Source organism: Nonomuraea sp. NPDC049655 (genome assembly GCF_044465465.1).
In the GTDB taxonomy this organism is placed as follows: Bacteria; Actinomycetota; Actinomycetes; order Streptosporangiales; family Streptosporangiaceae; genus Nonomuraea.
Map to the genome: position 1 here is coordinate 679,796 of NZ_JBITLS010000002.1, position 19,513 is coordinate 699,308.

General features: G+C 70.9%; 24 protein-coding genes and 1 tRNA gene. 15 read left to right on the top strand and 10 right to left on the bottom strand.

Going from position 1 to position 19,513, the window contains the following annotated elements; all coding sequences use genetic code 11:
• Positions 1 to 28: 28 nt before the first annotated feature.
• Positions 29 to 100, bottom strand: a tRNA-Gln gene (locus ACIBQ6_RS08525).
• A 166-nt stretch (positions 101 to 266) separates the two neighbouring features.
• On the opposite strand from ACIBQ6_RS08525, the gene ACIBQ6_RS08530 reads away from it, so the two are divergent.
• On the top strand, positions 267 to 2,237 hold the full coding sequence (locus ACIBQ6_RS08530; RefSeq protein WP_397210756.1) for a M3 family metallopeptidase: 1,971 nt from the start codon (positions 267 to 269) through the stop codon (positions 2,235 to 2,237).
• 44 nt (positions 2,238 to 2,281) lie between these two features.
• Here the strand turns inward: ACIBQ6_RS08530 and ACIBQ6_RS08535 are convergent, their stop codons facing one another.
• A complete protein-coding gene (locus tag ACIBQ6_RS08535; RefSeq protein WP_358288550.1) occupies positions 2,282 to 2,827 on the bottom strand; it encodes a PadR family transcriptional regulator in 546 nt (181 codons plus the stop codon).
• A gap of 54 nt (positions 2,828 to 2,881) precedes the next feature.
• Between ACIBQ6_RS08535 and ACIBQ6_RS08540 the strand changes: the two genes are divergently transcribed.
• Positions 2,882 to 4,132 (top strand): MATE family efflux transporter, encoded by a 1,251-nt coding sequence (locus ACIBQ6_RS08540; RefSeq protein ID WP_397210758.1) that lies wholly within the window; start codon positions 2,882 to 2,884, stop codon positions 4,130 to 4,132.
• Here ACIBQ6_RS08540 and gltX read toward each other — a convergent pair.
• Both gltX and ACIBQ6_RS08550 read right to left on the bottom strand, forming a co-directional pair.
• On the bottom strand, positions 4,026 to 5,357 hold the full coding sequence (gene gltX / locus ACIBQ6_RS08545; RefSeq protein WP_387671299.1) for a glutamate--tRNA ligase: 1,332 nt from the start codon (positions 5,355 to 5,357) through the stop codon (positions 4,026 to 4,028). The genes ACIBQ6_RS08540 and gltX overlap by 107 nt on opposite strands.
• 34 nt (positions 5,358 to 5,391) lie before the next feature.
• On the bottom strand, positions 5,392 to 6,168 hold the full coding sequence (locus ACIBQ6_RS08550) for a fumarylacetoacetate hydrolase family protein (RefSeq protein WP_352319059.1): 777 nt from the start codon (positions 6,166 to 6,168) through the stop codon (positions 5,392 to 5,394).
• A gap of 165 nt (positions 6,169 to 6,333) precedes the next feature.
• On the opposite strand from ACIBQ6_RS08550, the gene ACIBQ6_RS08555 reads away from it, so the two are divergent.
• Genes ACIBQ6_RS08555 through ACIBQ6_RS08585 form a run of 7 tightly spaced genes read left to right on the top strand, consistent with a single transcriptional unit; the run spans position 6,334 to position 9,304 of the window.
• A complete protein-coding gene (locus tag ACIBQ6_RS08555) occupies positions 6,334 to 6,825 on the top strand; it encodes an Asp23/Gls24 family envelope stress response protein (protein ID WP_397210954.1) in 492 nt (163 codons plus the stop codon).
• Positions 6,822 to 7,160 (top strand): hypothetical protein, encoded by a 339-nt coding sequence (locus ACIBQ6_RS08560; protein ID WP_397210760.1) that lies wholly within the window; start codon positions 6,822 to 6,824, stop codon positions 7,158 to 7,160. Before ACIBQ6_RS08555 ends, ACIBQ6_RS08560 begins: the two co-directional genes overlap by 4 nt.
• Positions 7,157 to 7,345 (top strand): hypothetical protein, encoded by a 189-nt coding sequence (locus tag ACIBQ6_RS08565; protein WP_352352177.1) that lies wholly within the window; start codon positions 7,157 to 7,159, stop codon positions 7,343 to 7,345. The genes ACIBQ6_RS08560 and ACIBQ6_RS08565 overlap by 4 nt, the downstream gene beginning before the upstream one ends.
• Positions 7,342 to 7,710 carry an Asp23/Gls24 family envelope stress response protein gene (locus tag ACIBQ6_RS08570; RefSeq protein WP_397164606.1) on the top strand — a complete coding sequence of 123 codons (369 nt, stop codon included), beginning with the start codon at positions 7,342 to 7,344 and terminating at the stop codon, positions 7,708 to 7,710. Before ACIBQ6_RS08565 ends, ACIBQ6_RS08570 begins: the two co-directional genes overlap by 4 nt.
• Positions 7,707 to 8,369: a DUF6286 domain-containing protein gene (locus tag ACIBQ6_RS08575; RefSeq protein ID WP_397210762.1), complete on the top strand. Its 663-nt coding sequence runs from the start codon at positions 7,707 to 7,709 to the stop codon at positions 8,367 to 8,369. Before ACIBQ6_RS08570 ends, ACIBQ6_RS08575 begins: the two co-directional genes overlap by 4 nt.
• The gene (locus ACIBQ6_RS08580; protein ID WP_358288568.1) at positions 8,366 to 8,932 is read left to right on the top strand and encodes an alkaline shock response membrane anchor protein AmaP; all 567 of its coding nucleotides are present in this window, start codon (positions 8,366 to 8,368) and stop codon (positions 8,930 to 8,932) included. Before ACIBQ6_RS08575 ends, ACIBQ6_RS08580 begins: the two co-directional genes overlap by 4 nt.
• A 24-nt stretch (positions 8,933 to 8,956) precedes the next feature.
• On the top strand, positions 8,957 to 9,304 hold the full coding sequence (locus ACIBQ6_RS08585; protein WP_358288569.1) for an antibiotic biosynthesis monooxygenase: 348 nt from the start codon (positions 8,957 to 8,959) through the stop codon (positions 9,302 to 9,304).
• Here the strand turns inward: ACIBQ6_RS08585 and ACIBQ6_RS08590 are convergent.
• Positions 9,301 to 9,897, bottom strand: a complete 597-nt coding sequence (locus tag ACIBQ6_RS08590; protein ID WP_358288572.1) for an HD domain-containing protein — start codon at positions 9,895 to 9,897, stop codon at positions 9,301 to 9,303. The two genes, ACIBQ6_RS08585 and ACIBQ6_RS08590, sit on opposite strands and share 4 nt — an antisense overlap.
• 139 nt (positions 9,898 to 10,036) lie before the next feature.
• Here ACIBQ6_RS08590 and ACIBQ6_RS08595 point away from each other — a divergent pair, with 139 nt between their 5' ends.
• Entirely contained in the window at positions 10,037 to 11,668 is a 1,632-nt protein-coding gene (locus ACIBQ6_RS08595; RefSeq protein WP_397210765.1) for a heparinase II/III family protein, read from the top strand.
• Between the two features lie 5 nt (positions 11,669 to 11,673).
• Here ACIBQ6_RS08595 and ACIBQ6_RS08600 read toward each other — a convergent pair whose 3' ends face one another.
• Positions 11,674 to 12,405 carry a PIG-L family deacetylase gene (locus ACIBQ6_RS08600; RefSeq protein ID WP_397172481.1) on the bottom strand — a complete coding sequence of 244 codons (732 nt, stop codon included), beginning with the start codon at positions 12,403 to 12,405 and terminating at the stop codon, positions 11,674 to 11,676.
• 86 nt (positions 12,406 to 12,491) lie between these two features.
• On the opposite strand from ACIBQ6_RS08600, the gene ACIBQ6_RS08605 reads away from it, so the two are divergent.
• Complete coding sequence (locus ACIBQ6_RS08605) at positions 12,492 to 13,349, top strand: phosphotransferase (protein ID WP_397210767.1); 858 nt, start codon at positions 12,492 to 12,494, stop codon at positions 13,347 to 13,349.
• On the opposite strand, the gene ACIBQ6_RS08610 is transcribed toward ACIBQ6_RS08605, so the two are convergent.
• Complete coding sequence (locus tag ACIBQ6_RS08610; protein WP_397210769.1) at positions 13,346 to 13,522, bottom strand: hypothetical protein; 177 nt, start codon at positions 13,520 to 13,522, stop codon at positions 13,346 to 13,348. The two genes, ACIBQ6_RS08605 and ACIBQ6_RS08610, sit on opposite strands and share 4 nt — an antisense overlap.
• Positions 13,523 to 13,578: 56 nt before the next feature.
• On the opposite strand from ACIBQ6_RS08610, the gene ACIBQ6_RS08615 reads away from it, so the two are divergent.
• Positions 13,579 to 14,016 carry a LuxR C-terminal-related transcriptional regulator gene (locus ACIBQ6_RS08615; protein ID WP_397210771.1) on the top strand — a complete coding sequence of 146 codons (438 nt, stop codon included), beginning with the start codon at positions 13,579 to 13,581 and terminating at the stop codon, positions 14,014 to 14,016.
• Positions 14,017 to 14,033: 17 nt separating this feature from the next.
• Entirely contained in the window at positions 14,034 to 14,210 is a 177-nt protein-coding gene (locus tag ACIBQ6_RS08620) for a hypothetical protein (protein WP_358288588.1), read from the top strand.
• 187 nt (positions 14,211 to 14,397) lie between these two features.
• Here the strand turns inward: ACIBQ6_RS08620 and cimA are convergent, their stop codons facing one another.
• On the bottom strand, positions 14,398 to 15,975 hold the full coding sequence (gene cimA, locus ACIBQ6_RS08625; RefSeq protein WP_358288591.1) for a citramalate synthase: 1,578 nt from the start codon (positions 15,973 to 15,975) through the stop codon (positions 14,398 to 14,400).
• Positions 15,976 to 16,171: 196 nt separating this feature from the next.
• The gene (locus tag ACIBQ6_RS08630) at positions 16,172 to 16,816 is read right to left on the bottom strand and encodes a thioredoxin domain-containing protein (RefSeq protein ID WP_358288594.1); all 645 of its coding nucleotides are present in this window, start codon (positions 16,814 to 16,816) and stop codon (positions 16,172 to 16,174) included.
• A 133-nt stretch (positions 16,817 to 16,949) separates the two neighbouring features.
• Here ACIBQ6_RS08630 and ACIBQ6_RS08635 point away from each other — a divergent pair, with 133 nt between their 5' ends.
• Complete coding sequence (locus tag ACIBQ6_RS08635) at positions 16,950 to 17,597, top strand: O-methyltransferase (protein ID WP_352319024.1); 648 nt, start codon at positions 16,950 to 16,952, stop codon at positions 17,595 to 17,597.
• Between the two features lie 71 nt (positions 17,598 to 17,668).
• Positions 17,669 to 18,220, top strand: a complete 552-nt coding sequence (locus tag ACIBQ6_RS08640; protein ID WP_358288597.1) for a Uma2 family endonuclease — start codon at positions 17,669 to 17,671, stop codon at positions 18,218 to 18,220.
• Between the two features lie 22 nt (positions 18,221 to 18,242).
• Here the strand turns inward: ACIBQ6_RS08640 and ACIBQ6_RS08645 are convergent, their stop codons facing one another.
• Entirely contained in the window at positions 18,243 to 19,340 is a 1,098-nt protein-coding gene (locus ACIBQ6_RS08645) for a branched-chain amino acid aminotransferase (RefSeq protein ID WP_352352192.1), read from the bottom strand.
• Positions 19,341 to 19,513: the final 173 nt, after the last annotated feature.

Here is a 19,513-nt window from a genome sequence, read left to right on the forward strand (position 1 = left end):
TCAGGGAGACATCCGTTTCGGAAACTTGCTGGGGTACCAGGACTCGAACCTAGACTAACTGAACCAGAATCAGTCGTGCTGCCAATTACACCATACCCCACCGCTGCGAACTCCTTCTCGGAGCGCGCTTGGCGACGTCCGAAAGAATAGCCCAGCTAGGGGGGTAAGACCAAAACGATTGCCGAAGCGGTCTCCGGCCGCCTGCGGCACAGGCTCCGACGTGCCAAGCTGAAGAGGACAAAACACCACGTGGAGGAGCCCAAGCGTTGGCCGAGAACCCGTTCTTCGCCCCTAGTAGCCTGCCGTACCAGCTGCCGCCGTTCGCGGACGTCCGCGAGGAGCACTACCTGCCCGCGTTCGAGCGCGGCATGGCCGAGCACCTGGCCGAGGTCGACGCGATCGCGAACAACACCGAGCCGCCCACCTTCGACAACACGATCGCGGCCCTGGAGCGTTCGGGGCGGATCCTCGACCGCACGGCCACGGTCTTCTTCAGCATGGCCGCGTCCAACTCCAGCGACGGGATCATGGAGATCGAGAAGGAGATCTCCCCGAAGCTGACCGCGCACAACGACGCGATCCGCCTCAACCGGGCGCTGTGGGCGCGGATCAAGCAGGTCGGCACGTCCGACGCCGAGGAGGCGTGGCTGCTGGAGAAGTACCGGGAGGACTTCGTCCGGGCCGGGGCCGACCTGTCGGAGCCGGAGCAGGACCGGCTGCGCGAGCTCAACGGCGAGCTGTCGAAGCTGTCGACCGAGTTCGCGCAGACCCTGCTCAAGGCGTCCACCGAGGAGGCCCTGGTCCTCACCGACCCCAAGGAGCTCGACGGCTTCGACGAGGCCAGGATCGAGTCGCTGCGCAAGGACGACGGCACGTACGTCCTGCCGCTGCTGAACTTCACCAACCAGCCCGGCCTGGCCCAGCTCACCGACCGCGACGTGCGCCGCCGCCTGTACCAGCGGAGCGTCGGCCGCGCCCCGGCCAACTTCGACCGGGCCGCCAGGATGGCCACGCTGCGGGCCGAGCGGGCCGCGCTGCTCGGCTTCCCCGACCACGCCGCCTACTCGGTGGCCGACCAGACGGCCAAGACCGTCGAGGCGGTCGAGGAGATGCTCGGCCAGCTCGTCGGCCCGGCGGTGCGCAACGCCGGCAAGGAGGCCGAGGCGCTGACCGAGCAGGCCGGGTTCGAGATCGAGCCGTGGGACTGGTCGTACTACTCGGAGAAGGTGCGGCTGGCCCGCTACGACTTCGACGCCGACGCCATGCGCCCCTACTTCGAGCTGAACCGGGTCATCAGGGACGGCGTGTTCTTCGCCGCCACCAAGCTCTACGGCATCACCTTCACCGAACGGCCCGACCTGCGCGGCTACCACCCCGACGTGACCGTCTTCGAGGTGTTCGACGAGGACGGCGGCGCGCTCGGCCTGTTCCTGCTCGACCCCTACGCCAGGGCGAACAAGCGCGGCGGGGCGTGGATGAACAACCTGGTCGACCAGTCGCACCTGTTCGGCGAGCTGCCGGTGGTCATGAACAACCTCAACATCACCAAGCCGGCCTCGGGGCCGACGCTGCTGACGTACGACGAGGTGAACACCGCCTTCCACGAGTTCGGCCACGCGCTGCACGGGCTGTTCTCGCAGGTGCGCTTCCCGCGCGTGTCGGGCACCAGCGTGCCGCGCGACTTCGTCGAGTACCCCTCGCAGGTCAACGAGATGTGGGTGACCTGGCCGGAGGTCCTGGCCAACTACGCCAAGCACCACGAGACGGGCGAGCCGATGCCCGCCGAGCTGGTGGAGAAGCTCAACGCGGCCGAGAAGTTCAACCAGGGCTTCGCGACGGTGGAGTACCTGGCGGCCACGCTGCTCGACTGGGCCTGGCACCGGCTGGCGCCCGGCGAGCAGGTGGCCGACGCGCAGGCGTTCGAGCAGCGGGCCCTGGAGGCGGCCGGGATCGACGTGCGGCTGGTGCGCCCGCGTTACCGGACCAACTACTTCGCCCACATCTTCTCGGGCGGCTACAGCGCCGGCTACTACTCCTACATCTGGAGCGAGGTGCTCGACGCCGAGAGCGTGGAGTGGTTCAAGGAGAACGGCGGCCTGACCAGGGCGAACGGCGACCACTTCCGCCGCGAGCTGCTCTCCAGGGGCGGCAGCATCGACCCGCTGACCGCCTTCCGCAACTTCCGCGGGCGCGAGGCGGGCATCGGGCCGCTGCTGGCCCGCCGCGGCCTCGACTGACCGCCGCTCCCCCGCCTCCCCCGCCTCCCCCGATGAGGCTTTCCCTACGACGGCTCCGGCAGCTCCTCGATGCGCTGCCGGAGCCATTCCTTCTCCGCCCGGCTCGACGCGCGGGCGATCTCCAGCATCCCGCGCCGGTACGGGTCGGGCTCGTCCTTGATCCGGACCGGCCGGCCGCCCTCGTAGAAGAAGCTCGCCGGGGCCTCCAGGAAGGCCAGCCGGCGGCGCAGCACCCGTGACCGGTCGGCCGGGTCGGGCAGCGCCGACAGGAACGTCAGCAGGGCGAAGAAGCGCGTCTGGTCGCTGACATCGAGCTCGCTCGGCTCGCGCAGCCGCCGCAGCAGCTCCTCGCGGCCCTTGCCGGTGAGCGTGAGCACCTGCCTGCGGGCCGCCGCCGCGCCCGCCTCCTCGTGCCGCTCGACCAGGCCCTTGCTCTCCAGTCTCGATATGGCGGGGTAGAGGGCGCCGTCGCTGACCGGGCGGAGGTGGCCGGTGAGCGCGGCCAGGCGGGCCTTGAGCTCGTAGCCGTGCATCGGACGTTCGTTCAGGAATCCCAGGATGGTGAGGGACAGATCCCCGCCGCTTGCCATGTCGCGCATCGTAACGCTATACCTCTAAACGAGATACAACGAATCGAGGTATAGATGTTCCGGCTGGCTCTCCCCATCTACGTGGAGCTGCTCACCGCCGTGGTGGCGGTGGGGGTGATCGACCTGCTGTGGGTCTCGGGGCTCGGGGAGGGCGCCATCGCGGCCGTCACCGTGGGCACCACGGCCGAATACCTGGCCTACGGGCTGTTCCTGGCCGTCCCGACGGGGGTTACCGTGCTGATCGGGCGGCGTGACGGGCACGCGCCGATCGGGCCCGTGATCAGGACGGGCTGGGTGTTGTGGGCCGCGTTCTCGCTCGCCGTCGCCGTCCCCGGCGTGTTGCTGCGCGAGCCGCTGGCGGCCCTGTTCACCGACGATCCCGGGCCGACGGCCGGCTTCTTCCTGGTCTCGCTGGCGGGGCTGCCGGTGTTCTTCGCCCAGACCGTCGTGGACGGCGTCCTCAAGGGGCTGGGCGACACGAAGACCCCCATGCGGAACGCGCTGATCTGCAACGCCCTGGTGATCGTCCTGGACCCGCTGTTCATCTACGGCCTCGACCTGGGCGTCCAGGGGGCCGCGCTGGCCACCGTGGCGGCGCGGCTGGTCACGCTCGGGGTGGCGTCGACCTCCCTCGTACGGCTCCGCGCCGCCGGCGGCGACGGCCTGCTCGCCGGCGAGGTGCTGCGGACCGGCCTGCCCATGTCGGGCGACTTCCTGGCCCGCTCCCTGGTGGGCATGGCGCTGGTGGAGATCGTGGCCGGGTTCGGCACGGCCGAGGTCGCCGGGTACGGCATCGGCCAGAAGATCATGCTGGCCGGCGTCATGGTCTTCTACGCGCTGCGCCAGGCGGCGATGATCCGCACCGCGCGGTCGGAGCCGGTCGGGTCACCGCTGCGGCTCGGGCTGGTGACGGGGGCGGTGGTCGCGGTGGTGCTCAACCTGGCGGCCGTGCCCGCGGCCGGGCTGTTCACCGACGACCCGGCGGTGGCCGTGGGCTTCCTGCGCTGGATGGCGCTCTACCTGGTGCCGTTCGGCGGGCTGATCGCCGTCGGCGGGGTGCTCCAGGCGAGCGGAAGGGGCAGCCGCCTGCTCGCCGCCACGCTGGCGGGCTTCGCGGTGCAGCTGCCCCTCGCCTATCTGCTGAGCTCGTGGCTCGGCGTCACGGGGGTGTGGCTGTCGATGGCCGTCGGGTCGTCGCTCAGCCTCGCAGGCGCGCTAGCGCCGCTCGGATCCGCTCCATGGAGCGCTCGCGCCCGAGCACCTCGATCGACTCGAACAGCGGCAGGCCCACCGTCCGGCCGGTGATCGCCACGCGCACGGGGGCCTGGGTCTTGCCCAGCTTGAGCCCGAGCGGCGCGCCGACCTCCTCCAGGGCCTCCTTGAGCGAGTCCGGGTCCCAGGCGACCGTCTGGAGGCGGTCGAGATAGCCGTCGAGGATCTCCACCGGGGAGTTCTTCATCGCCTTGTCCCAGGACGGCTGGTCGAAGACGGGCTCGTCGAGGAAGAGGAAGTCGACGTTCTGCCGGATCTCCGACAGCACGCCGATGCGGGTCTGGGCCAGCGCCGCGACCTTGCTGAACAGCTCGCGGTCCCAGGCGGGGTCGAGGTAGGGCGAGCAGCGCTCCTCGAAGGTCTCCAACGGCAGGGCCCTGATGTACTCGCCGTTGAAGGCCCGCAGCTTCTTCTCGTCGAAGAAGGCGCTGGCGGAGTTGACGTCCTCCAGCCTGAACAGCGGGACCATCTCCGCCCACGGCATGATCTCGCGGTCCTCGCCGGGGCCCCAGCCGAGCAGCATGAGGTAGTTGACCATGGCCTCGGCCAGGTAGCCCTCGTCGCGGTAGTCCTCCAGGGCCACCTTGTCGCGGCGCTTGGACAGCTTCTTGCGCTGCTCGTTGACGATCACCGGCAGGTGGGCCCAGACCGGCGGGGTGGAGCCGAGCGCCGGCCACAGCAGCACCTGCTTGGCGGCGTTGCCGAGGTGCTCCTCGCCGCGCACGACGTGCGTGATGCCCTGGGTGATGTCGTCGACGGCGTTGGCCAGCACGTAGAGCGGCGAGCCGTCGGTGCGGGCGATCACGAAGTCTTCCTGGGCCTCGTTGGGGAACTCGACGTTGCCCCTGATCAGGTCTTCGACGAGGGTGACGCCCTCGTCGGGGGTGCGGAAGCGCACCGCGCCCTCGGTCAGGCCGCGCTCGCGGCAGAACCCGTCGTAGCCCTTGTGCTCGGAGCCGGTGCGGGCCACCAGGGTCTCGCGGGTGCAGTCGCAGTGGTACGCCTTGCCGTCGGCCAGCAGCTTGGCCACGGCCTCGCGGTGCTGCGGCTCGTAGGCCGACTGGAAGTAGGGGCCCTCGAACACCGGGTTGGTGCCGTTGATGCCGATCCAGTCGAGCGCCGAGATGATGCCCTCGGTCCACTCCGGACGGTTGCGCGTGGCGTCGGTGTCCTCGACGCGCAGGACGAAGCGGCCGCCGGACTGTTCGGCGAGGGCCCAGTTGAACAGCGCCGTGCGGGCGCCGCCGACGTGGAACATGCCGGTCGGGGACGGGGCGAAACGCACCCGTAGATCAGTCACGGGAGACCACCTTGTTCGTGAGAGTGCCGATGCCTTCGATGCCGACGCTGACCTCGTCGCCGATCTCCAGCGGGCCGATGCCCGCCGGGGTGCCGGTCAGGATGACGTCGCCGGGGATCAGCGTCATGACGGCGCTGACGTAGGCGACCAGCGCGGGGATGTCGTTGATGAGCTGGCTGGTGCGGCCGCTCTGCCGGATCTCGCCGTTGACCGTGGTGGTCAGCGCCAGGTCGCTCGCGTCGAGATCGGTCTGGATCCAGGGCCCGAGCGGGCAGAACGTGTCGAAGCTCTTGGCCCGGGTGAACTGCACGTCCTTCTTCTGCAGGTCGCGGGCGGTGACGTCGTTGGCGCAGGTGTAGCCGAAGATGACGTCCTTGACCCGGTCGACGGGCACGTCGCGGCAGAGCCTGCCGATCACCACGGCCAGCTCGCCCTCGTAGTCGACCCGGTCGGACAGCGAGGTCGGGTAGGCGATGGCCTCGCCGTGGCCGATCACCGACGTGGACGGCTTCATGAAGATGAGCGGCTCGTCGGGCACCTCGTTGCCCATCTCGCGGGCGTGCTCGGCGTAGTTCCTGCCGATGGCGACGACCTTGCTCGGCAGCATCGGGGCCAGCAGCTTCACCTGGGACAGCGGGAAGCGCTCGCCGGTGAACTGCACCTGGCCGAACGGATGGCCGGAGACCGTGGAGACGAACTCCTCTCCAGGGCCGCCTTCGACCACGCCGAACGACACGCCTTCGCCTGTGGAGAACCTCGCTATACGCACCTGACAAGGCTATCGCCGCCGCCGGAGGGGTCCGCCCACCGGCAAAAAAGTCAGGAACTCTCCATAAATGCCCCCAGAGTCCGTTTTGTGGGGCATCGGTGGCGGTTAAGCGGATATCTCTGCTTATCAGAGACTTCTAGGGGGTGACGGAACGTGCCGGACACGATGGTCAACCAGACTTCTGCCGTACCGCGGGCCAGAACGCAGGAGGGCGGGCCGGCGACTTCGCTGGTCACCGACAAGGGCACGACGAGCATCGACGACGTCGTCGTCGCCAAGATCGCCGGACTGGCCGCACGCGAGGTATCCGGCGTGCACGCCATGGGCGGCGGCGCCGCCAGGGCGCTCGGCAACGTGCGCGGGATGGTCGGCGGGGAGCGCAGCGTCGCCCAGGGCGTCTCGGTCGAGGTCGGCGAGCGCCAGGCGGCCGTGGACATGGACCTGGTCGCCGAGTACGGCACTGCCATCCCCGACCTGGCCGCGGCCGTGCGCAGGAACGTCATCGCGGCGGTCGAGCGCATGTGCGGCCTGGAGGTGACCGAGGTCAACATCAGGGTGGACGACGTGCACCTGCCCGGCCAGGACCGCGACAGGGACAGGGACAGGGGCGACGGTCGCCGCGAGGCCATCGAGCAGCCGGAGCCCCGGGTCCAATGACCGGGCCCGGCGCCACCGCCTACACGCGGGACGACGCCGACGCCGACGCCAAGGCGGAGGCCGAGACGCTGGCCGAGCTCGTACGGGCCTGCCCGGGGGTGGCGGGGCTCTCCGGCGGCCCGTTCGGGACGGTGGCGACGTACCTGCCCGGGGCGCGGGTCATGGGCGTCTCGGCCGACGGGGACACGGTGGAGATCGCCATCGTGGCGACCCTGGTACGGCCGCTGCCCGAGACCGCCGAGGACGTCCGCCAGGCGGTGTGGGAGCCGGGCGGCGGACGTCCCGTGAACGTGCACATCGACGACGTGGTGATCGACGTGGTGGAGGCATCATGAGCAACGTCCCTTGGCTGCCGGTCATCGGCATGGCGGTCGGCATCATCCTCGGACTCGCGGGGGCCTTCGGCGGCCTCGGCGCGTTCCTGCTCGTCCTCGTGCTCGGCGCGGTCGGCTTCCTGGTCGGCAAGGTCGCCGAGACCGGCGAGCTGAACCTGTCCGGCCTGACCGCGAGGCGGCGATGACCACCACCGCCCACGTCACGGTTCCCCGGCAGCGGCTCGCGCCGTCGGCCGAGCCCGAGCGGCGGGGCCGTACCGAGATCTCCGAGCGGGTGGTCACCAAGATCGCCTGCTGCGCGGCGCGGGAGGTGCCCGAGGTGCTCGACGTGCGGCTGGGCGGGGCGCCGTGGACGCACTCGTCCAGCGCCGAGGTGCGCGGCGAGCGGGCCACCCTGAAGCTGGACGTGACCGTCGCCTACCCGGCGCCGCTGCACGCCGTGGCCGCGCGGCTGCGGGAGCACGTGCGCAACCGGGTGGCCATGCAGACCGGCCTGGACGTCACCCGCCTCGACGTGATCATGACCGATCTGGCGGGAGGCCCGGCATGACCCGCCCGCTCCCGTCCGAGGAGCCCGTGGAGAAGCCGGGGGCCGTACCGGCGGGCGGAGCGGGGGCGCATCGGGGCGAGCCGGGGGCGGCGCCGCCGCGGGACAAGGGCGCCGACCGGGCCGCGGTGCGCGCGTTCCGGCCGCAGCGCCGGGTGCCGGCCATCGTGGTCGCCGTCCTGCTCACGCTGCTGGGGCTGCTGGTCGCCGCCGAGACGGTGTCCGCGCTGGTGGGCAGCCCGTTGCGATGGCTGCCCTACGACCGGATGCTGGCGTGGGCGGCCACGACGCCGTGGTCGGACCCGCTGGTCCTGACCGGGGCCGCGATCGTGGCGCTGGCGGGCCTGGCGCTGCTGATCGCCGCCCTGGTGCCGGGACGGCCGCGGATGGTCCCCGTGCGGACCGGCGACCCCGACCTGATCATCGGTGTGCGTCCCAAGAGCTTCACCAGGGCCCTGGAGCACGCCGCCGAGGAGGTGCCCGGGGTGCGCTCGGCGCACGCCAGCCTGCGCGGCCATACGGTCGCCGTCACGCCCGCCACGTCCGGCTGGGACGACGAGGGCTTCGGCCGGGCCGTGCGCGAAGCCGTCCTCACCAGGCTCGCCGGGCTGGACCCGGTGGAGCCGTACCGGGTGGCGGTCAACGTCAAGGAGCGCCGATGAACAGGAAGACCGGCCGCGGCAACCGGTGGGGGCTGGCCCTGGTCGGGCTGGTGCTGGCCGCGCTCGGCGGGCTGACGCTGGCCCGCGGGCTGCTGGGGCCGTCCACGCCGATCGTGGACGCCGGCGTGCGCGGGTTCTTCGCCCGCAACAGCCCGCCCGTGTGGTGGGCCGTGGCCGCCGTGTCGGTCCTGGTCGCGCTGCTGGCCCTGCGCTGGCTGGTCGCGCAGGGCCGCAGGGACGCCCGCACCCGGCTGCGCCTGGAGGCCGGCCCGGACGGCGTCACCGAGATCGCGGCGGGCGGGATGGCCCACGCGGTCGCCGCCGACGTCGCGGCCAGCCCCGCCGTCCTGAACGCCGACGCCGACCTGGTCGGCCCGCGCGGCCACCCAGAGGTACGGCTGCGCGTGGCCGCCGACGAGGCCGCCCCGATGAGCGAGCTGAGCGAGCACCTGTCCCGGGTCACCCTGCCGAACCTGCGGGACGCGCTGGACAGGGATCACGTACCGGCGGTGGCCCGCGTTAGCCTGGAGCCCTCACCTGCGACGCAGCGGGTCGTGCGCTAAGGCTTCGCCGAGAGGGGTCCTCCGTTGTCCATCGTGAAGATCAACGTCCTGACCGTGCCCGCCGAGATGCGGGAGGAGCTGGAGCGGCGGTTCTCCGGCCGGGCCGGGATGGTGGAGTCGGCCGACGGGTTCGAGTGGTTCGAGCTGCTGCGGCCAGTCGAGGGCACCGACCAGTACCTCGTCTACACGCGCTGGCGCAGCGAGGAGGACTTCCGGACCTGGCAGCAGGGCCAGGCCTTCCAGCGCGGCCACGCCCAGGCCGCCGCGGGGCAGGGTCACGGCCAGGGGCACGGTCACGGGCAGGGCCCGGCGGCGACGGACTCCCAGGTGTGGAGCTTCGACGTCGTGCAGAGCGCCGGGCCCAAGGGTTAGGCGTCGAGGGGGTTGGCGGCGATGCGGTCGGCGATCCCGCCGCGCACGAACCGGCCGGCGTAGCTCGACGGCTTGCGCGCGCCCTGGTCGGCGATGCAGGCGGCGAACTCCTTGGCGATCTCCAGCCGCGGGTAGCGCTCCAGCACCTCGCGCCGCACGCCGTCGGGGATGTCCTCGGTGCGCCGGCCGGAGATGTCCATGCCGGTGGACAGCTCCAGCAGGTGGCCCTCCGGGTCCTCCTCCACCGGCACCTCCTCCCACATGTGCCGGATGATCACCTCGGAGGCGCGCAGCCGGCGCTCGGGCGACCAGCCGGCCCCCGCGCAGAAGGCCCAGGCCACGTGCCCGCCGGCCTCCTCGAACGGCACCGTCTGGCTGTCGAACTCGGCGACCAGGCCGATGTCGTGCAGCATGGACGACACGTAGAGCAGCTCGGCGTCGAAGTCGATCGCCCTGCTCCGGGCGTAGGCGGCGGCCCACAGGTACGCGCGTATGGAGTGGTTGAGCAGCGAGGGTGACTGGTAGCGCGTGGCCACCTCCAGCGCGCCGCGGCAGGCGGGCGTGTCGGGCAGCACGATGTCGTCGAATCTCACGGCTCCAGCATGACATCCGCGCTGCCGGAGGCACCGGCGGGCATCGGGCCGTTAACGATCCGGTACGCGACTTGACCGGTTGATCGTGATTCCGAAAGCATGTCCCGCCCTCACTTTCTTGTCCGGAAGGAACCCTGGCGTGCGCCGGCTCGCGATACCTCTTGCCCTCACGCTCGCGCTCGGCGGGCTGACGAGCCCGGCGCAGGCCGCCGACAAGGTGACCCGTACCGCGCAGTGCCAAGGCGACTGGCTGCCGGGCACGCCGACGGCCGAGGACGTCATGAAGGGCGAGATCTCGCTGGTGGGGCTGCCGGCGTACAAGCTGGGCAAGGACATCGACTGGGGGGCGAGCCCGTACCGGAACCGGTCGTGGGAGTTCGTCTTCCAGTCGTTGCGCTGGATGGGCACGCTGGTCGTGGCCTACGAGAACACCGGCGAGCGGCGTTACCTGGATCGTGCCACCGAGATCACCAAGGACTGGGTGGCGAACAACCGGCGCGGGGCCGCCGCCACCAAGCCGTACGTGTGGAAGGACCACCCGGTCTCGCTGCGCACGCAGCCGTTGTTGTGCCTGAGCATGCACGTCAAGGACAGCTGGCTGAAGGACAGCCTGGCCGACCACGCCAGGCTGCTGTCGGACGCGCGGCTGTACAAGAAGGGCCACAACCACGGCATCGACCAGGACATCGCCCTCATGGGCATCGGCTGCCGGTACGGCCGCTCCGACTGGTCGAGCCTGGCCTCCAGGCGGCTCACCGGCACGGTCAAGCTCGACGTCGACTCCCAGGGCGCGCTCATGGAGCAGGCCCCCCGCTACGCCGTCTACGTGTACGGCCGCCTCCAGGTCGCCATCACCAACATGAAGGCGTGCGACCGCAAGGTGCCGGCCGAGATCAGCCGGCGGGCCGAGGCGCTGAAGGACTTCATCGCCCACTCCACGATGCCCAACGGCTACATGGTCCCGATCGGCGACGGCAGCGCCGAGACCGAGCCGAAGATGGAGACCGGCACCCCGAAGCAGAAGGTCAAGGTCTACAAGGCCGGTTACGTCTACGGCCGGACGGCCTGGGGCAAGCCGGACTCGTCGTACTACTCGATCAGGTTCGGGCCCGGCATGAAGTTCCACGGGCACGAGGACCACCTGGGCGTGACGTACTACGCGCAGGGCCGCGACATCCTCATGGACGGCGGCTTCCATTCCTACGAGAAGAGCGCCTACCGCTACTGGACGCTCTCCCCCGAGGCGCACAACGTGCCGACGGTCGAGGGGGCCCGGTTCCGGCCGCGCACCTCGTCCAAGCTGACCAAGACCTCCTACGGCAAGGACCGGCAGGCCTTCCGCCTCACGGACCGGGCCTACGGCGTGAGCCGGACGCGTTCGGTGCTGGTGAACCACGGCCAGGACCTGATGGCGGTGCTCGACACGGCCTCCGGGGGCAAGAAGGTCAGGAACCTGTGGCGGTTCGCGCCCTCGTACAAGGTCGTCTCGACCGGCGGCGGCAAGGTGGTGCTGGCCGACGGCGCCTTCAAGGTGACGCTGATGCAGTTCTCCGCGTGCGAGCGGGTCGGCGGCCAGAAGGTGGAGCGCGGCGGCGAGCTGGGCTGGGTCTCGCCCACCTACCTGGCCAAGGACGCGACCAACGTGGTGGTGTCGCCGGCGGCGAAGTCGCTGCTGACGGTGATCGTGCCGGGCACCGACTCGCCCAAGGTGTCGTGCTCGGGGGGCAAGCTCAAGGTCGAGGGCGAGACCCTCTCCGCGGGCCTGCTCTAGCCGGTCTAGAAGGCGATCCGGCGGTACCACTCGTTGGCGAGCATCTGGGCGCGGGCCCGCTCCGGCAGCCCGGTCAGCATGGTCATCGACGCGCCGCGCTCCACCTCGGACTCGTGGGCGAGCATGGCCGCCCACTTGCGCTCCGACCAGCGCGACACGTCGATCGCGGCCGACACCTGGTGGTCGGGGACGCCGGGCAGGGCCTGGCCCGGCTCCGGATCGGCGCCGAAGACCGCCCGCCAGTGGGCCGTCACGACCGAGCGCGGGACGGTCGCCAGGTAAAGCGCGTGCGGCCGCCAGGGGTCGCCCGTACCGGGGTAGAGCTGGTCGTAGCCGGCCGCCTCGACCGCGGCCAGGGTGACCCGGTGCACGTGCACGTGGTCGGGATGACCGTAGCCGCCGAAGCCGTCGAAGGTGAGCACGACGTCGGGCCGGACGGCTCTGATGTGCTCGACCAGCAGGCCCACCGCCTCGTCGAACGGCACGTCGAGGAAGCGCGGACGGCCGGGGGCGGACTCGGGCTTGCCCGCGTCGGCGAGGCCGAGCAGCCGGGGCTTGCCCGCGCCGAGGATGTCGAGGGCCCGTTCCAGCTCCTGCGCCCGCTGGGTGCCCTCGGCCCAGGTGCAGGTGACGACGGCGGTCGTGGCGCCCTCGTCGGCGTATTTGGCGAGGGTGCCGCCGGTCCAGATCGCCTCGTCGTCCGGGTGGGCGTGCACGCCGAGCACACTGAAGCTCATGGGACCCCATCGTATGGAGGCCGGGCACCGGTCAGGACCCGCGTAGGCTCTACGCGTACCCCCTCCCCTTCGGAAGAGATGAGCCGATGAGCGAGCCCGTGCCCTCTGACCTGCTGGAGATCGCCGACGCGCTCGTGCCCGGCGCTCCCCTCGGCAGTGCGCGGCTCGCCCCCGGCGGGATGCACGACGTCGTGCTGCTCCCCGGGGTGGCGGCCGTGCGGGTCGGCCGTCGGCCGAGCGTGAGCGCGGCGCTGCCGCGGCGGACCGAGCTGCTGCGCGCGATCGCGGCCGCCGGGCTGCCGTTCGCGGTGCCCGAGCCGCTGACGCCGGTGACGACGTTCGGGGAGCGCGCCGCCGTGGCCGTGTCCTGGCTGGACGGCGCCGGTCTCGGCGCGGGCCAGGGCGACCCGGCCCTGATCGGCGAGCTGCTCGGCGCCCTCCGCGAGCTGCCCGTCACCCCGGAGCTGCGCGCCCTGCTGCCCGCCCCGCGCTCGTACGCCGGGCCCGCGAGCTGGAGCACGATCCTCGCCGAAGAGGTCGTCCCGCGCTTCCCGGCCAGGTGGCGGGAGGAGGGCCTCCGGCGCCTCGACGACGCCCTGGCCCTGGAACAGGTCCCCGACTCGCTGGTCCACGGCGACCTCGTCGGCGACAACGTCCACTGGGACGCCGACGGCAAGCTGGTCGGCGTCCTCGACTGGGACCGGGCCCACCTGTTCGACCCGGCGATCGACGCGGCCTTCATGGGCTGGCACGGCTGGGAGCACCTGCGCGACGCCGTCGACGCCGGCACCTACCGGCGGGCGGTCACCTGGGAGCGCGCGTTCGGCGTCAACCAGCTCGTCGCCCTCCTCGTGCTGGCCGGCGAACCCCTGACCCTCGTGGACAGCTTCACCACCCACGTCGTGGCCTGGCTGGACGAGGACGGCGGCCCCGACCGCCTCTAGGCCGCCCGCTCCCGCCGCGCCGGCGTGCGGATGATCGACACGCCGACGGCGCCGAACGCGGCCAGCAGGATGACCGGGCCGCCGATCCCGAGTACCAGGTTCCACGCGCTCGCGCCGAACAGCCACACCACGATGCCCGCCAGCACGCCCGCCGGGAACCACCAGCCCGCCAACCCCGCCCGCGGCCGCCCGCCGCATCCTCGCGACCCCGGCGCCCCCACGAGTGATCATGCTGACCACCTACGACACCGACGAGAACCTCGACCTCGCGCTGCACGCCGGGGTCAGCGGGTTCCTGCTCAAGGTGTCGCCACCCGAGCACCTGTTCGCCGCCATCCGCAGCGCCGCGCGGGACGACGTCCTGCTCGACCCGGCGGTCACCGGCCGCGTCGTGGCGGCCTACCGGCGTACGGCCCCCGCCCCGTCGCCGGCGGCCACGGGGGTGACCGCCCGGGAGGAGGAGGTGCTGCGGCTGGTGGCGCACGGCCTGTCCAACACCGAGATCGCCGGCACGCTGTCCATCACGGAGGCGACCGTCAGCACCCACATCAACCGCCTGCTGGCCAAACTCGCCCTCCGCGACCGCGCCCAGATGGTCCGCCACGCCTACGAATCCGGCCTCGTCCGCCCCGGCGACTCCCCGGACGACGTCCCCCCGACCAGATGACCTGATTCCATGAGGTGATGACCGCCACCGAAGCGTCCAGGAACTCCGCCGCCGTGATCGCACCGGCTCCCACGATGGTCAAGGCGTTCCTGGCGAGAAGCACGGCCTCCCTGGACCCCGACTTCGAAACCGACGTCGCCGCAGCCCGCGAGGCGCTCGACGACGAGATGAGGGACACGTGGCCCGACGCCTGATCCGGTGCACAGGGATGCTCATCGCAGCCGAGCACAGCAGGGCGGCGGCGACCGCGCGGATCGTGGTCGCCCCCGCCGCATTCGACGATCTCCGCCTGAGCTCCCCCAGCCGCGCGGCGCCCCCAAAGCGTAGCCCGCTCGGAGCGCGCACCCCAGGAACCGCTCGGGGCGCGCGCCGCCGCCGGGGTCAGCTGCAGTCGCGGCCGGCGCGCAGCAGGCCGTACGTGACCGCCTGCTCCAGCGCCTGCCAGGAGGCGTCGATAATGTTCTCGGCCACCCCCACCGTCGCCCACTCGGCGGTGTCGTCGCTGGAGGTGATGAGGACGCGGGTGACGGCGTCCGTGCCGTGGGTGCCTTCGAGGATGCGGACCTTGTAGTCCACCAGCTCCAGCCTGGCCAGCTCGGGGTAGAGCTGCTCAAGCCCCTGCCGTACGGCCTTGTCCAGGGCGTTCACGGGGCCGTTGCCCTCGCCGGTGGCGACGATGCGCTCGCCCTTGGCGTGCAGCTTGACGGTGGCCTCGCTGACCAGCTCGCCGCCCTTCGTCCGCTCGACGATCACCCGCCACGACTCCACCTCGAAGTGCCGCCGGCGCGCCCCCTGGACGGTGTCGCGCAGCAGCAGCTCGAACGACGCGTCCGCGGCCTCGAAGGTGAAGCCCTGCGACTCCAGCTCCTTGACGCGCTCGACGAGCGTCTTGGTGTGCTCGGGGGTCAGCTCGTAGCCCAGCTCGCGGCCCTTGAGCTCGACGGAGGCGCGGCCGGCCATGTCGGAGACGAGCATGCGCATGTCGTTGCCCACGGCGGCCGGGTCGATGTGCTGGTACAGGTTGGGGTCGACCTTGATGGCGCTGGCGTGCAGGCCGGCCTTATGGGCGAAGGCGGACATGCCGACGTAGGGGGCGTGCGAGTTGGGGGTGACGTTGGTGACCTCGGTGATCGCGTGGGCGATGCGGGTCATGTCCGCCAGCGCCTCCCGCGGCACGAGGTCGAAGCCGCGCTTGAGCTGGAGGTTGGCGACGACGGTGAAGAGGTTGGCGTTGCCCGAGCGCTCGCCGTAGCCGTTGGCGCAGCCCTGGACGTGCGTGGCGCCCGCCTTGACCGCGGCGAGGGTGTTGGCGACGGCGCAGCCGGTGTCGTCGTGGCAGTGGATGCCGACGCGGGCCCCGGTCTGGACGGCCGCGTGCACGGTCTCGGCCAGCTCGTCGGGCAGCATGCCGCCGTTCGTGTCGCACAGGGCGATGACGTCGGCCCCGGCTTCGGCGGCGGTCCGCAGCACTTCCAGCGCGTAGGCTGGATTGGACGTGTAGCCGTCGAAGAAGTGCTCGGCGTCGAGGAAGACTCGCTGTCCCTCCGCACGAAGGTGAGAGACCGTGTCGCGGATCATCGCGAGGTTCTCCTGGAGAGTCGTGCGGAGGGCCAGCTCCACGTGCCGGTCGTGGCTCTTGGCGACAAGGGTCACGACCGGCGCGCCGGATTCGCGCAATGCGGCTACCAATGGGTCGTCGGCGGCCTTCACACCGGCCCGGCGGGTCGCGCCGAACGCGGCGAGCTGCGCGTGCTTCAGGTCGAGCTCTGTTCGAGCGCGCCTGAAGAACTCTGTGTCCTTGGGGTTGGCGCCCGGCCAGCCCCCCTCGATGAAACCGACGCCCAGGCTGTCCAGCTGCCGTGCGATGGCGAGCTTGTCGACGACGGTGAGGTTGAGTCCTTCCTGCTGCGCGCCGTCGCGCAGAGTCGTGTCGTAGACGTGGAAGCGGTCGTCGGCCATGAAGTCTCTTCTTTCGGATCCGTGTCCTGGAAAACAAAAAGACCCCTCACGGACGTGAGAGGTCTGCGCGCTGGCGGTGTCCCTGTGTCAGCCAGCGCGCCTGCCGATAATGAGCAGACCGTAGAACATGGTGCCTGCCAGTCTGCCACAGGGATTCACCATCTGGCACATCGGTCTCAGCTTGTGGACACGACCTTTACACTTGCACGCCGGCGCCCCCGGTGACGGCGCGTTCGAGGGCCGCCGGGTCGAACACCTCGTTGCCGAGCTGCTGCCCGTCGAGCAGGACGGTCGGCGTGCCCTGGATGTGGATCTTCGAGGTCTCCGCCAGGTGGGTCTTGGCGTACGACTGCGAGGTCACGCACTCGTCCACCGAGGCGCCGGCCTTCCTGGCGGCGGCCACCAACTCCTGCACGGTGAAGCCCGAGGCCGAGCCGTGCGGGGCGGGCTGCATGGCGTAGAGCTCGTCCCTGAAGGCCAGCCAGTTCTCCTCCGGCACGCATCGGGCGGCGGCCGCGGCCCTGATGGAGTTGGAGCGCATGGGCTCGTCCTGGAAGATCGTCACGGGGTGGAAGACGACCTTGAGCCTGCCCTCCCTGGCCAGCTTCTGGATCGTGCCGTCGACCTTGGAGTGCATCTCCTTGCAGATCGGGCAGTCGAAGTCCTCGTACACGTCGAGCACGGGGGCGTCGCCGGACCTGTCGGCCAGCACCATCGAACCGTCTAGCTGCCTGGTCAGGCGTACCGACCCAGCCGTCTCACCCGGCTCCGAGAAGGCCAGCACACCGAGCACCACCAGCGCCGCACACGCGACCGCGACCGCAACCAACCGCTTCATCATCCGCCCACTTCCAGCTCACCGATCGCGCAGACCCTACCAACGCCGGAACCACTCTCCGGACAGCCGCCCGGGGCGGCTCCCTCATTGGTACCTGATGACGATGAGAGAACGCTGTGAGGGGAGAATGACCTTCATGAAGGCGAACCTCCTCGACCCCGCGGTGGGCCGGTACATCCTCGACCACTCCACCCCGCCCGACCCCCTGCTCGACGAGCTGGCGCGGGAGACCGCCGAGGCGACGGGCGACGCCGCCAGGATGCAGATCTCCGCCGACCAGGGCCGGTTCCTGACCATGCTGACCCAGCTCACGGCCCCGGCCGTGGCGGTCGAGGTGGGCACGTTCACCGGCTACTCGTCGGTGTGCATCGCGCGGGGGTTGTCCGGCGGGCGGCTGCACTGCTTCGACGTGAGCGAGGAGTGGACGTCCATCGCCCGGCGCTACTGGGAGCGGGCGGGCGTGACCGACCGCGTCTCGCTGACGCTCGGGCCCGCCCTGGAGACGCTGGCCGCCTTCGACGAGCCGATCGACCTGGCCTTCCTCGACGCCGACAAGGGCAACTACCCCGGTTACTACGAGTTGCTGGTCGAGCGGCTGCGGCCGGGCGGCCTGCTGCTGGCCGACAACACGCTGCGCAGCGGCCACGTGGCCGACCCGGCGCACTCGGAGACGACGACGGTGCAGATCCGCGAGTTCAACGACCTGGTGATCGAGGACCCCCGGGTGAGCGTGGTGATGCTGCCGGTCGCCGACGGGATCACGATGATCAGGAAGAACCACTAGATCGCGGGACGCCGCCGCCGTTACTCTGAGTGATCCTTTGGAAACCCCCGGGAAAGCATGAGGACGGCGGCATGGTCAGGCCCCTGGAAGAGCGCTACCGCACCGTGCGCGAACTGTTCCCCGAGTTCCGCATCGAGACGGTCCAGGGCCGGATCGTGGTGAACGAGCCGGGCACCTGGCAGCACAACACGATCCTGTCCCGGACGTTGTTCCAGCTCGCCGCCGCGGCGGCGGTCCGGGGCTGGGAGATCTGGCCGAACATCACCGTCTACCTGGGCCCCGGCCACGATCTCTACGTGCCCGACCTGGCGGTGGTCCCGCGCCGGCCGCGGCTGCACGAGGAGCACGCCGTCCACGGCGCCTCGACGATCCTGCTCGTGGACGTCGTCTCGGTGGCCACGACGTACGACGTGCACTTCGTCAAGACGGGCGGGTACGCGCGCGGCGGGGTGCCGCTCTACCTGGTGATCGACCCGTTCCAGCGGCTGGTGACGCTGTTCGGGGGGCCTGGCGGGCGGCGCTACCGCAGCGAGAACGTCGTCTCCCTGGGCGAGCCGGTGTTCCTGCCCGACCCGTGGAACCTCCACGTCGACACCGCGGCCCTGACGGAGGCCGGCGCCTGAGACGCCGGCCGTCCGCGCGGCTCTAGCCGATCTTGTGGATCCAGTTGCGGGTGTCGGGACGGGCGCCGTACTGGATGCCGACGAGCTCCTCGCGCACCCGCATCGTCACCGGGCCGGGGGTGCCGTCGGCGATGGTCCAGGAGCGGTCGTCGCCCCTGACCGAGCCCACCGGCGTGACCACGGCGGCGGTGCCGCACGCGAACACCTCGGTCAGCTCGCCGGAGGCGCAGGCGGACTCCCACTCGTCCACCGAGATCAGCCGCTCCTCGGTCTCCAGGCCGAGGTCGCCGGCCATCTCCAGGATCGACTCCCGGGTGATGCCGGGCAGCAGGGTGCCGGTGAGCGCCGGAGTGACGAGCTTGTTGCCGAAGACGAAGAACAGGTTCATCCCGCCCATCTCCTCGACGTACTCGTGCTTGTGGGCGTCGAGCCAGACGACCTGGTCACAGCCGTTGTCGACGGCCTGGCGCTGGGCGACGAAGGCGGCGGCGTAGTTGCCGCCGCACTTGGCGAAGCCGGTGCCGCCGGGCGCGGCGCGCGTGTACTCGGTGGACAGCCAGACCGAGACGGGCTTGATGCCGCCGCTGAAGTACGAGGCCGCCGGCGAGGCGATCACCATGTACTTGTAGGTCTTCGACGGGTAGTTGACGCCGAGCCCGGCCTGCGTGGCGAACATGAACGGGCGCAGGTAGAGGCTGTGGCCCTCGGTGGTCGGCACCCACTCCTTGTCGGCCGAGACCAGCAGCTCCAGCGACTCCACGAACGCCTCCTCCGGCAGTTCGGGCATGGCCATGCGCTCGGCCGAGCGGTTGAAGCGGGCGGCGTTCGCGTACGGCCGGAAGGTCGCGATCGAGCCGGAGATCTGCCGGTACGCCTTCAGGCCCTCGAACAGCTCCTGCGCATAGTGGAAGACCGAGGTCGCGGGGTCGAGCGAGAGCGGCCCGTACGGCATGAGCCGGGCGTCGTGCCAGCCCTCGCCGTCGGTGTAGTCGATCGAGATCATGTGGTCGGTGAAGACCTGCCCGAATCCGGGGTTCGCCAGTACCTGCTCCCGCTCGGCCGCGGTGCGAGCGTGGTCGGAATGCTGCACGTCGAAGCTGAGCTTCTGAGCGATGGTCATGACGGAGGTCCTTCTCTCTACGAATCTGCGACTTCGAAAGCTGATTCTGTTAGCTACTGCCCGCGAGCAGTATTCGTACTTCCTAGTGTCTCGCGATTTGGGATGGCAAGAGGCAGTTGGGGTGGTTAGATCCGGCGAACGCGAAAAAGCGCCTGGCAGTCCGTGTTCGGACC